The following is a 12,289-nucleotide window of genomic DNA, read 5'->3' as shown; positions in this document are numbered from 1 at the left end:
TTTTTATCGTTTCAAGATTTCCAATAAAAGCCGGTTCGTCTCTTCGGGTCGTTCCATGTTCGGCGTGTGCCCCGTGTTTTCCAAAACGGTGATTTGAATGTGCGGGATTTTTTGCCGCGCCAATTTCACGGAGCGTTCATAGTTGCACAACGGCTCCCCTGTGCCAACGATGAGGTAGGTTGGCATTTCTATTTTGAACAAATCCTCGTCGGAATAGACATAGGGAAACAACATCTCCACCGTGCAATAATTGCGGACGTGTTCCATCAGGTCGGCGAATAGCGGCTCCGGCTCGAAGCCTTTGAACGCCTGCATTTTCAGGGTTTTGACGGCGTGAGGGCCAGTGCCGGGTCGCCCGGTGAATTTGAGCATCAATCGCAGATACCAGCGAATCGGGACGTGGGTGGCGACGGGCGATAGCAAAATCAGTTTTTCCACCCGTTCGGGATGCGCGATGGCAAATCCCGCCGCGAAAAAACCGCCGATGGAGTGGCCGAGCAACGCAGGTTTTTCCAATCGAAATGCGTCGAGAATTTGCCGTAGCATCAGGATGTAGTCGCCGATGTTTAAGGGCAATTTGCGGAGCTCGCTTTTCCCCGCGTCGCCCGGCGTGTCCACCGCGTACAAATGATAATCCCGCCCCAATGCCTCAAAATTGGCGTACCATTCGGCAGCACTGCACCCCGCCGCATGGAGGAGCACGAGGGGTTTGCCCGCCGGGTTGCCAGTCTCGATGACGTGCGCCTTGCCCAAGTGGGTTTCCACCCAATGGTCGTTGGCCGCGATGCCGTATTTTTTCAAAACAGCATCGTAGGCGTTGAAATAGAGAGAGCGGGCGGCATCAGTAATAAAAAGCGGCTTGGCGGGGGGAGCGGCATTTTGCATAGCAAGGAGATTCGGCTTCAATGGCCGAGCGCAAAATTCCCTTGCGTCACATTCCTTTTCAATGACTTTTGTCACGAAAGGAGGTGCTTCCGCTCAAGACAACCCTTTGACAAGATGGCGTGTTGAGCCACCCGGCCACAAGTAGCCTCCGATTGCCTGAACAGCAGCGGGGCATTCCATTTCGCCCTGCTTGGTGTTTTCACCAAGCAGAAGCGGTGGAGTGCAGGGCCTCGGCTTGGCATCTCGCGGGAGTGCGCTTGGTGAGAACACCAAGCGCGGCAGGAAACACACTCTAGGTTTTTACGAAGAATCAAGTACCTATGGTAGCAAAAATCAACTTTTGGGCTTGTAACGCTCCACAGGATTTTTGATGGTCGGCACGGTTTGCAAGTAGGCCCAAATAGCATTCACTTCACCATCCGTAAGGGCAGTATGCGGGAGCATGGGGTAGTACAGCGGCCCTCCGCGAGGGTTTTTGCCGTATTTGACAGCTTCCAAAAACTGCTCGCTGGTAAAATTGGCGATACCGGTTTCTTTGTCCATCGTCAGGTTTGCGGAGTGAACTACCTCCCCTTCGAGGTTGAGCATCGGGTTGCCGCCGCCGTAAAATCCAAGACTTTTATCTGGTTGGAGAATGTCCATTTTGGCAAAGTCGGCAGAATGGCAGGCATAGCAGGCACAAAGCGCATCCGCCACATAGCGGCCAAAAGCAATGCGGTCGGTGCTGTCCGGGATGGTGATGGAGGATTCGGGCAGCGGAGGCGGGAAGAAGGCGATATTTGCCAAAAACTTGATGAATAGGTTGTACTTGTTTGGTGGGTATTCGCGGCTGTCGGCTGCCAAAGACGGCTCATCGGAGCGCAGCCAAGCGATGATGCTGTATAAGTCCTCGTCGGCCATGAGCGGGAACTTGGGCATGAACGGTGGCGCCCAGGAGCCGTTCTTCCGTATGCCGGTCCGCAGGAAATAGTACAGCTCGCCGTCCGTCCATGCGCCTATACCGTGCACGGAGTCGTTGGTGATATTCAGCGAATGCACCTTGCCGAATTCGGGGGGCATATCGAGCATGACCTCGCCGGTCAGTCGTTGGGTTTTGTTGTCCCTGTGGCACTCATTGCACAGCAAGGTGGCGATTTTTGCGCCGCGGGCCACCCGGTTGCTGTCGGGGGCTACTTTCAGGTTGAGGATATCGGGGCCAGGCTTGTATTCGTAGTTGGGAATGCCTTTGACATAAATAAACGATGCGGCAAGAGCGGCCAACAGAGCGATACCGAGCAAGCTAAAGGTGAGTATTTTGAAAAATCGTTTCATAGGTGAGCCACTTGATTTGTTCGTGAAAAGGGTGCTTGAGTGCAAGGACCCACCGGGCACTTTTTACGGCGCCCGGTGGAATCACCCGTTCTAAAATTTCAAGTTATATTCACTTTTGCACCGACCGTTCCGCTCTTTGCGCTATGAGCAAAAGCGGCACATCGTCGTGCATCCCCGATAGTTTGAGCTGATTGTCGTGCTGCGCGTAATGCATCTTTAGCAGCTTGCCCTTATCCCCTGTGAAGGTGATTTCAAGCAGAGATTTGTTGATTTCGTAGCTGCCGGTTATGTTTTCGGAGGCATCATTATCGTGATATACGATGCTCCATTCAAATCTGCCGTTGGAATCGGATGAGCCGGGGCGGAAATGGAGATTGGACGAAACCACTACTTTGTCCTTTATCTCGGCGCCATCATGTTGAAAAGACGTTACTTGCCATTGGCCGGCCCATCGGTTTTCAAGGGATGAAGTGACCTCAATGGGTTCGGCCTGACAACCGAGCAAGGCGATAGAGACGATTGCCCCCCAAAAGGAGATGGCCAATACATGCTTTTTGAAAAAGAAAGTTATCATGTCGAGTTAAGTTGTGTTGTTTTAGTTGCCCGGCACTAAGCCAAGTTGTTCAAAGAAATCGAGATTGTCCTGCACACCGAGGTGCTTGTATGCCTTTCCCGCTGCATTGAACCAAATGATATCCACCGTATCCAATTTGAAAGATTTGCCGGTGGGTTTCATGCCCATAAATTCGCCCTTCATGGTGCCGCTCATCACGAGATAGGCGAGAAGGGTTTGGTCATCTGCGAGCACATTTTTCAATTCAAATTTCAGGTCGGGGAAGGCGGTAAACAAACTTTGTAACAATGCTTTGGAAGCAGCCAGGCCTTTCAATCCGGTCGCTTCTGAAAAGCCCGGAGGTAAATTATCCTGAAAATCCTCCGTGCAGTGTTGTTCGAGCGCAGCGAAATTTTGGGCGTTCATGCCTTCCATGACTTTGAGATAATTGGCTTTGTTTTGTTCCGCCCTTGTTTGTGCGGAAGCGAGGGTAGTGGCGAGCGCTGCTACAAGCAGCAAGGTGAGACGTATGTTTTTCATAGTGTGAAATGTGATTTTGGCTATTGTTTTAAAGTTTTAGTTTCGCCTACTCTGTTCGGTTTTCGGCCTCCCCGTTTGTTTTATTTTGTCGAAACCAATTTTTGGTAGGCCATTTTGTGGTTGGTTGCGCACTGCCTCATTGGCACGACAAAAGTGACGTGCCCCGACTTGGGCGGTCTTCACCCGGCTTGCAAAAGGCTGGACTGTGCTTGCGCAGGGGTAGAAAAAGGTAGCACCCGGATTGCGCGGGCAGAAGGCGGGCTTGTCTTATTTTATTGAAAACCAATCCATCGCGCATTGCGCGAGTAAGCGAAAAGCCAAGTAAGAGCGTGTATAGAAATCAGCCCCGTGCCTCGCTCGGCGGCATCCCAAATTCCTCGCTGAAGCTCCGCGAGAAGTAGTTCGGGTCGGAAAAACCGACCTCGTAGGCAATTTCCGAGACGTTCAGGTCGGTCGTTTTCAGCAACTGCATGGCCCGCTGCAGGCGCAGGCTGCGGATGTAGAGCGTTGGATTTTGGCCCGTCAAGGCTTTCATCTTGCGGAAAACTTGTGTGTGCGAAAGGTGGGTAGCCCGACACAGATGGACGATGCCGAGCTCGGGGTCGTTTATTTTGTCTTCAATGGCCTGTCTGATTTTTTGGAGGAAACGCTCGTCTATAGTCGGCTCGGGGCGCTGAGCGCCTTGTTCGCTCAAGACCGTTTGTGCGTTGTGCCGCATTTGCAGTTTTTGCCGCAGTTCTATCAGTTTTTCCATGCGCACGAGCAGTTCCGCCTTGTCAAAGGGCTTTTGCAAATAAGCGTCTGCCCCGACGCGCAGCCCCGTCACCTTGTCGTCCTGCGCCGCTTTAGCCGTGAGCAGTATGATGGGGATATGGCTGGTACGCTCGTCGTTCTTGAGGGTCGCGCACACCTCGTAGCCGTCTTTTTCCGGCATCATCACATCGCTGATGATGATGTCAGGCACCGTCGCGAAGGCGATTTCCATGCCTTCCCTGCCGTTGGCAGCCGTCTGGATTTGGTACCCGCTTTTCAAAATCGCCGCGATGTACGCCACCACGTCGGAGTTGTCTTCGATGACCAGAACGGTGGGCAATAGAGGCGTGGCGGTGAACAGAGGCTGGGTTGCGGCCACAGGCAAATCGGCCTCGGGACGGGCCTGCGCAGGATAGGGCTTGTCCTCGTGCGGCGAAGCTATTGGCTTGTTTTCGTCCGGTATTTCCACCTCATCGGAGGTCGGCCGCATCGCACAAGGCAGCAGGACCGTAAATACGGTACCCTTGCCCGGCTCGCTCTCTACTGAAATGGCGCCGCCGAGCAACCCGACCAACTCTTTGACCAAGGCCAAGCCGATACCCGTGCCCTCTCCCGGGCGTGTGTTCGAGTTGTCGGCTTGATAAAAACGGTCGAATATGTGCGGCAACTGCTCGGGGGTTATGCCCTGACCCGTGTCTTGGATTTTCAACTGGAGAAAGGCGGGCATCGCACCCGGCTCGCCATGCAACGCCTTGGCGTGAAAAACCACTTTGCCTCCGGCGCTCGTGAATTTCAGGGCATTGGAAAGCAGGTTATACACAATGTCCTGCAGTTTTTCCTCGTCGAAATCCACGACGAGACTGGGCGTTTCCGGGTAAAAAATCAAGCGGATTTCTCGCTCACTCGCCATTGAGTAAAAACTTTCGGTGAGGTACTGCAAGTAGCCGATTACATCGGCGCGGACGTAGTGGGGCTGCATCGCTCCGGATTCGATTTTGGAGAGGTCGAGCAGTTGATTGATGAGCCGAAGCAGGTTTTTGCCGTTGCGCTGTATGAGCGCCAACCCATTTTTTAGTTCGCTCGCAGAGCGTCGGAAGCCCTCCTCGTCCAGACGCTCGGAGATGCCCAGAATGACCGTCAGCGGCGTGCGAAACTCGTGGGTGATGTTGGTATAGAGCCTTGAGCGGAGCTGCTCGATTTCGCGGATGCGGCGGTTTTCGGCCAGGTCGAGCTGGTGGCGGACGCGGTTTTTGTAAAAAACATAAAGCAACAGGCCCATCGTCAACACGAGCAAAACGAAGAACCACACAGACTTGTACCAGAACTCGCGCACTTCTATGAGCAGGACGCGCTCGTTTTGGCTCCAGATACCGGTCGGATTAGCGGCGCGGACGCGTAAGCGGTATTTCCCGGCGGGCAGATAATGGAACGTAATTTCGTTGTTGGTTCCGCTGAGGCGCCAATCCTTGTCGTGGCCTTCAAGTTTCCAGGAGAAGCGGTTGGCTTCGGGTTGCAGGTAGTTGGCTAAGGCAAGTTGGATGTTGCAAAAACGGTTGTCAGGCGGCAGCGTGATGCGAACCACGCCGTCCAACCCGAAAATCTGTTCTTGTCGCGTTTTGCCGTCGGCAGCAAACCATGAAATCTGGGATATCAGCAGCGAGTCGTAGCCCTGCAAGAAGGAGGCGAGCACTTCTTCCGGCTGGAAGTAATTGACTCCGTGCAGCCCGCCGAAAAACAGGGCGCTGTTCGTGTCCCTGAAAAAAGAGAACCGGTTGAACTCGTTGTGGGTCAGGCCATTGGAGACAAAGAAGTTGGTGAACAATTTTGCTTGTGGCTGAAGAAAGCTCAGCCCTTCCCAAGTGGATATCCAGAGGTTCTGGTCATCGTCGGGCAAGATGCCGGCTATCTTGTTGGCAGGCAGGCCGTTCGCCATCGTGAAAACTTCCCATTGGCCGCTTTGCAAGTCCAATTTGCGTAGCCCGCCGCCGAGCGAGCCGCACCAAAGCGTTTCGTTTTGCAAAAAGAGCACTGCTATGGGGTACTCGTGCGCCGTAGGTGTGTCGCCCGGGAAGGGGAGGAAATGCCGTTTTTCGGGGTCGAACAAGGCCAGACCTTCGTTGCCCGCGACCCAGATTTTCCCTTGTTCGTTTTCCAAAAAGAACAAGGGTGCGGTTTTGAATTTTTCGTTTTCGCCTGCTTCGGCGCAGGTTTCAAATCGGCGTGTCGCGGGGTCGAACAGGACGAGTCTGGCTGTTTTTTCGTCTCTGGCGGCGAGCAAGATTTTGCCGTTTTTCAATATCAGGAACGACGCAATAGAGTGTTTTTCGAGGTGAAACGTGTCGGCAAGTCCCGTTGTCGGGTCAAAGCGGTACAGGTTTGGGGTTTCGATGCTGTTTCGGGCTGCCCACAGGTACCCGGCGGCATCAACCTGAAGATTGACGGCATTCTGGGTGGAGAACCTCTTTTGGGTGTTTTTTTCCACTGGTATGGCACGCTCCACAGAGCCGTCGGGGCGCATCCGAAACAGCCCTATCATTTCGCCCGCCATCCAGATGTTGCCCAAGCGGTCGGCTGCGATGCCTCGAAACGCGGCGTTTGGAAAATCCAACTGGTCTTTTTTGGTTGGGACAAACTGCCGGAAAAGTGGCTTCTCAAAATTGACGCGCAAGACGCCCTCCATGGTGGCGAAGTGTATCTGCCTCGAAAAGTCGCTGCCCACACAGAATTGATAATTCAAATCGGGCAGCATCGATGCCAGGTCTAACCAAGTGCCATCGGGTCGGCGCAGCCAAAAGCTGTTGGCCCCTTGGTCTTGTTTTCGGAAAATGAGGGCACCTTTTTGGTCTTCTCCTATCAGCACCAAGCCTGGCAACTTCCCGGGGTAGCGGGTGTCCTTTTCAAATTGCTGCGCCTGCTCGTTCCAAGTCCACAATGTGTTGCTGGCGCCCAAACAAACACGCAGAGGCAAGCCTGACGCATTGGTCATGCGCACCACCACATCCAATGGAGCGGCGGTTTCGAGCAACGCAAAAGCCTCTGTACGACCCGTTTCGAGCTGTACGCGCTGTACCTCGTTGGGTTTTCCGAGTATGTTGGCGGAGAGCCAGAGTTGGGCGCGCTTTTCGTCGAAATACCCATCGAATTTGGGGCGATGGCTGGGCAACTTATCGCCCAATAAAGCGGAGGTATGCAGTCGGTGCAACAGTTGCGTCGTGAAATCGGGGAAAAGCCGCCACACTTCGAACACCGTGTTGGGTACGGCTTCGATGCCCAAAAAGATGGCGGTGTCCTGCGACCAAGCGGCTACCAATTCTCCTTTCAACTGAGGGAATTGCTCAAGCGTCCGCGTGGTTTTCCTCCCCGAAACAGGGTCGAAAACGGACAGGATTCGCTCGCTGCGATAGTGCCAGATAACGATTTCGCCACGCGCGTTTTCAGCTATGCCGTTGTTGTCGGGCATTTTTTCCCAAACGGTCTGAAAACGGTAGCCGTCGAAGCGGCAAAGCTCGTTGGTGGTGACAGCCCAGCGGAAAGGGCTTTTTCGTGTTTCGAGCAAATGGACGACCTTGTTGTCGGGAAGCCCGTCGCGGGCGTTGAACAGGCGAATGGCAAACAGGGGGTGATGTGGCTCAGCTTGTGCCAGCAAGGCGCTGTTCGGCCACAAAAAGCAAGCAAGCGCCACACAGGCCGAACGCAACAGAAGTATGCCACAGGGACACAAGGTGCAATCGAGACGACACATTTTTTTCGCGGGCTAAGGTAAGCTTCTGCTTCGTTTGCCCTAATAATTTCCCGACCGCGACCCAAACATCAAAACAAGTACCCAAAGGATATCATGACACTCGGCACGTTGAGGATGCCGGAAGTGGAGCTTGAGGTGCCGTTTTCGTAATTGACCACACGCGACAGGATGTGCTTCTCTGAAAAAGTCGTCCTGAAAATCCCGCGCAAAGTGATGACGAAACGCGGGTTGATGGTGAAATCGTTGTCAATGCCAAAGTTGAACAAAATAGCCTCGGCGCGGTGTGTGTCGTTCACCCTTTGCTCTATGATGCCCCGGTTGATGAAAAGTGTCTTTGGGTAACGGAGAACGGCCTGCCCCGCGCTAACGCCTGCCCCGAGTTTGAGCGCATACTTTTCCCCCACGCTCAAGACGCGCCCGCGCAGCCCCAAATCCACATAGAGGAATTGCTCGGAATAGTTGTATTTGTAGGAATTGTCCCACGTCATGCCGCCTGAGGAGCCTTGCGAACGACCGCGAGACGTAAAGAAATCGCCATTGATGCCAGCTGAGGCAAACACCGAAAGCCCTGAGCCGAGCAGGCGCTCATATTGCAGTTCGCCACCGATGCCAAGTGTGCCTTCGTAGGCGACACCGCCCAGCCCGATGCCGAGTTTCAGGATGTTGTTTTGTGCGTTGGTGAGCGTGGCCAACGACATGAGCGCGATGAGCGAGAAGAGTTGAGTTTTTTTCATTTGAATCAAAAAAAGTTTGTGCAAAGATGTTGGTTGGAAAAATAGAGGTGGGCTTTCTGATGGGTTACTCACGTTAGTCTAAATTACAGCGGCATGGGTTTTTTTGTTCAATGGCGTTCAAGAAATCATCGCGCAGGTGGGTTGTATTTCAAATTGTCGCGGAACGTATCGTGGAATGATGTTCCGCACGCCCCGTCATCTCCGATAGTAGAAGGCAATTTCCCTTTCCCCGATTTCGTAGCGCGTGCTGGAGGCTTGTTGCGCGTGCACGGTCTGCGCCACGAATTCCAGTATTTCCTGTCGGCTGCTCAGCGGTGCGCCGGTGCGTGCTTCCCATTCCTGCGCTGTGGGTATGTCAATGTAGAACATACAGTTGCCGCCGCCCATCTCGTGGCAGAATCGGATGTGGCGCTCGTTGTCAATGTATATCACTTCGCCAGCGCGGAAATTGCCTATGTATTCGATGCGGCGAACAAATTTGTTCGTGATTTGGCGCAGCGCTTTTTCGCGCAGTATGAGGTCTTCGTCGGGGATTACGTTGCCAAAACCGTCGCGGTAGATGATGGGCGCGGACGGTTTCGATTCAGTTTCAGGAGGTGTCTCAATGGCAGGTTTTTCAACAGGAACTTCCTCGTTTTCGTGGTACTTTTTGAAGAAAAACCGGTGTTGCCAATCTTCGGGATGGTCAATCTCAACCACATATTCGCCCGGCGCGACGTCGAGTGTGTCCCAGAGCAACTGTATGCTGCCGCTGAGTTTGTTGGTGACGGGGTGTTCCAATACGACCTGTTTGGTTTGCAGGTCAATCAATCGCATGGAGCCGTAATCGCGCCCGTATTTAGGCAGCCAGACAATCAGTTGCTGGCAATCGGGATAGTGCACAAACTTGGTGGTGACGACGGCCACTGTGTCGCCTTTTTCGCCCATGTTTTCGATGGTGCCGAGTGTGATGATGCCGAAATGTTGTTGCATGAATAAGGGATGTTTGAACGGCGCGGTAAAAATCCTAAAAAAATATGGATAGATTTTTCAGTTTCAAATACTTTGAAAATCCGAGCGATTCAAACACCTGTTGGAACATCTTTCACAACCCGTTCAAAAACCGCTTGGCGATATTGAGCGGACGGAACAAGTAGCGTTTCTTCGCATGATGCCCGCCGCTGCGTTGCAGGATGTCGCGCAGCGTGGCCAGCACGGTGAGCAGGTATTTTCCCTTGTTGAGCATGACGCACTCGGCCTGTGCGGCAAGGGCAGCGTCGGTGACTTCGGAGCGGGTGGCGATGCCGCGTTTGTTGAGGGTGTCGAGCACTTGAGTCGCCCAGATGACCGGGACATGGGCGGCTTCGCAGAGCCAGAGGATTTCTTCCTGAATTTCGCTCAACCGCTCGAAACCGATTTCCACAGCCAAGTCGCCGCGTGCTATCATCACGCCGAACATGGGCTGCGCCATGCCTTGCAACAACAAAGCGGGGAGATTTTGAACGGCCTCATAAGTCTCAATTTTGAGCACGATGGGCAGGTCGGGGCGCTTGTTTTTCCGCAGTAGCGATTGCAGCTCGGCCACGTCTGCGGGAGAGCGCACAAAAGAGAAGCCCAACAGGTCGGCGTGTTGCAGCGCGAAAGGCAGCACGGACTTGTCGAAATCGGTCAGGCTGCTCACGGAGAGTTCGGTGTCGGGGAAGTTGATGCCCTTTTCGGGTTTGAGGCGGGGTTTGGCAGCGGAGATGCGGGTCATGCGCAGGGTGGCGATGTTTGCGCCGGGTGCCTCCACCACTGCCTCGAAAAGGCCGTCGTCGAACAGTACGCGAGCGCCTTTTTGCAAATCCTTCACCACACCGGGCAAGGTGCAGCCCACCACTTTTTCTTTTTTGTCAAAAACGGCATTGGCCTCGGCGAGGAAAAACACATCCTGCTCTTTCACCTTGAGCTGGTCTTTGTGCCGGCCTTTGCCCAAGAGTGTGGTACGGATTTTTGGCCCTGCCAAGTCGAGGTATATTTTGCAGCGATGCCCGGTGGTGTGGGTGGCCCTGCGCACGTTTTCAATCATTTTGAGCCACTTGTCGGGAGCGTCGTGGGCGCAGTTGATGCGGGCGATGTTCATGCCTGCTTTCAGCAGGGCTTTCACGGCTTTGTAGTCGTTGGCCAAGCCGGAGTCGAACGTCACCATCAGGTGCGGGATGGTTGAGTCTTCTTTCTTTTTGCCAAATAAATTGTTGGCGCGGTGGCGTATCAACTGTGTGCCGGCGGCGGCATCGAACTCGGACAAGGTTTCTTTTGAAAAATTGATGTCAAGCCACTGCATCAACACCTGCACTTGCCGCATCGCATGACTTTCGGAGCTGGCCAAAGAAGAAAGCCCAATATCGTGCAAGGCATCCTGCACGTCGCGCAGGTCAGTGCGGCGCAGCGCGAGATAATGGATGAGGTTGGTGGCGCTGCGACGCTGCTCCGGGTGCACGCTTTCGATGAGTTTGGCAGCTTTTGTTTCGAAGGCGAGCATATCGCGGTATCTGCGTGCGATGCCAATCTGCGCAAGAGAAAAAGATTTGTCCATGGCTGGCGCAAAAGTGCGAAATAGAGCGGTGTCGAACGCTGAGAAACGGCATCATACACCAGTAGATGGTTTTTATACCGTGATTCGCTATGGTTTGCAGATGGCTGTGGTTGATGTTTTTGAATTTGAGCAGAATGCGTTTTTAGTCATGCCGGTGGGCAGCCCCTTTCTTTTTCAGTCAAAATCAATCTCCGTGTTGTCGCCTATGTTGAGGCTTAGGTTCATCCCCCGGATGCTTGCGTCGCTGCCGATGACGGAGCGTTTGAGCACCACGTCTTCGAGTGAGGCAAAGTTGCCTATGATGCTATCGCGCACGATGGAATGATTGATGGTCACGTTGTCGCCCACCGTGACGTGGGGGCCGATGATGCTGTTGGCGATTTGACAATTGACACCGACGGCTACCGGATGTATGAAGATGGTGTTGTCGTATTCCGGCAGGTTAAAATCGTCGGTGGCATAGCCCCGGCGACTGAGCAACATGGCGTTGGTTTCGAGCAGGACTTCTTTGCGCCCGCAGTCGAACCAATTGATGACTGGCAAGGTCTGAATGCAGATGCCTTGTTCGAGCAATATCTGGAGGGCGTCGGTCAGTTGAAACTCGCCCACTGTGCGTTGTTCGCTTTGAATCATGGAGCCGATGGCTCTCAGCAGCGCCGGCACTTCCTTCAGCTTGTAAAGCCCCACAATGGCCATGTTCGATTTGGGGATGCGCGGCTTTTCCACCATGCGCGTGGCAAAACCCGCCTCGTCAATCTCCGCCACGCCAAACTCGCGCGGGTCGCTCACTTTTTTCACCCCGATGCAGGAGTGCTGGCAGTCGAGCATTTGTTTCAAATCCACATCGAAAATCGTGTCGCCAAACGCGATAAAAATCTCTTCTTCGTCTTCTATTGCCTCGCGGGCGGTCCAGATGGCGTGGGCGGAGCCTTCTCTGTGTTCCTGATAGACAAACTCGGTTTGCAGGTTCGGGTAGGTCTGCTCGATGTAGTCGCGGACTTTGTCGCCCAGATAGCCAATCACGAACACAAAATCCGTCATGCCTACTTCCACCAATTTATCCACGATGAATCGGATAATCGGCTTGCCCGCCACTGGCATGAGCGGCTTGGGTTGGGTGTAAGTGTGGGGGCGGAGGCGCGTTCCGGCGCCAGCAACGGGGATGACGACTTTCATGTTTTCCAGTGGGACAAAGGTAAAGGATTTGCGGTGCGCGA

Annotated in this window: 9 protein-coding genes; all 9 read right to left on the bottom strand. The window is 53.8% G+C overall.

Features of this window, described 5'->3' with window-relative positions:
* Nucleotides 1-3: 3 nt before the first annotated feature.
* The 9 genes from KIS77_08125 to KIS77_08085 all read right to left on the bottom strand — a co-directional run bounded on the left by KIS77_08125 (nucleotide 4) and on the right by KIS77_08085 (nucleotide 12,248).
* Nucleotides 4-885: an alpha/beta hydrolase gene (locus tag KIS77_08125; GenBank protein MCW5922294.1), complete on the bottom strand. Its 882-nt coding sequence runs from the start codon at nucleotides 883-885 to the stop codon at nucleotides 4-6.
* 333 nt (nucleotides 886-1,218) lie between these two features.
* Nucleotides 1,219-2,196 carry a hypothetical protein gene (locus KIS77_08120; GenBank protein ID MCW5922293.1) on the bottom strand — a complete coding sequence of 326 codons (978 nt, stop codon included), beginning with the start codon at nucleotides 2,194-2,196 and terminating at the stop codon, nucleotides 1,219-1,221.
* A 109-nt stretch (nucleotides 2,197-2,305) separates the two neighbouring features.
* Nucleotides 2,306-2,770 carry a hypothetical protein gene (locus KIS77_08115; protein MCW5922292.1) on the bottom strand — a complete coding sequence of 155 codons (465 nt, stop codon included), beginning with the start codon at nucleotides 2,768-2,770 and terminating at the stop codon, nucleotides 2,306-2,308.
* 21 nt (nucleotides 2,771-2,791) lie between these two features.
* The gene (locus KIS77_08110) at nucleotides 2,792-3,289 is read right to left on the bottom strand and encodes an ester cyclase (GenBank protein MCW5922291.1); all 498 of its coding nucleotides are present in this window, start codon (nucleotides 3,287-3,289) and stop codon (nucleotides 2,792-2,794) included.
* A 340-nt stretch (nucleotides 3,290-3,629) separates the two neighbouring features.
* A complete protein-coding gene (locus KIS77_08105) occupies nucleotides 3,630-7,784 on the bottom strand; it encodes a response regulator (protein MCW5922290.1) in 4,155 nt (1,384 codons plus the stop codon).
* Between the two features lie 68 nt (nucleotides 7,785-7,852).
* A complete protein-coding gene (locus KIS77_08100; protein ID MCW5922289.1) occupies nucleotides 7,853-8,518 on the bottom strand; it encodes a hypothetical protein in 666 nt (221 codons plus the stop codon).
* Between the two features lie 195 nt (nucleotides 8,519-8,713).
* The gene (locus KIS77_08095; GenBank protein ID MCW5922288.1) at nucleotides 8,714-9,490 is read right to left on the bottom strand and encodes a hypothetical protein; all 777 of its coding nucleotides are present in this window, start codon (nucleotides 9,488-9,490) and stop codon (nucleotides 8,714-8,716) included.
* A gap of 112 nt (nucleotides 9,491-9,602) precedes the next feature.
* Nucleotides 9,603-11,072 carry a pyruvate kinase gene (locus KIS77_08090; protein ID MCW5922287.1) on the bottom strand — a complete coding sequence of 490 codons (1,470 nt, stop codon included), beginning with the start codon at nucleotides 11,070-11,072 and terminating at the stop codon, nucleotides 9,603-9,605.
* 174 nt (nucleotides 11,073-11,246) lie between these two features.
* Complete coding sequence (locus tag KIS77_08085) at nucleotides 11,247-12,248, bottom strand: NTP transferase domain-containing protein (protein MCW5922286.1); 1,002 nt, start codon at nucleotides 12,246-12,248, stop codon at nucleotides 11,247-11,249.
* Between the last annotated feature and the right edge of the window lie 41 nt (nucleotides 12,249-12,289).

It is taken from the genome of Saprospiraceae bacterium, assembly GCA_026129545.1.
Lineage (GTDB): Bacteria > Bacteroidota > Bacteroidia > Chitinophagales > Saprospiraceae > M3007.
This window is presented reverse-complemented; position numbering and strand designations above follow the sequence as displayed.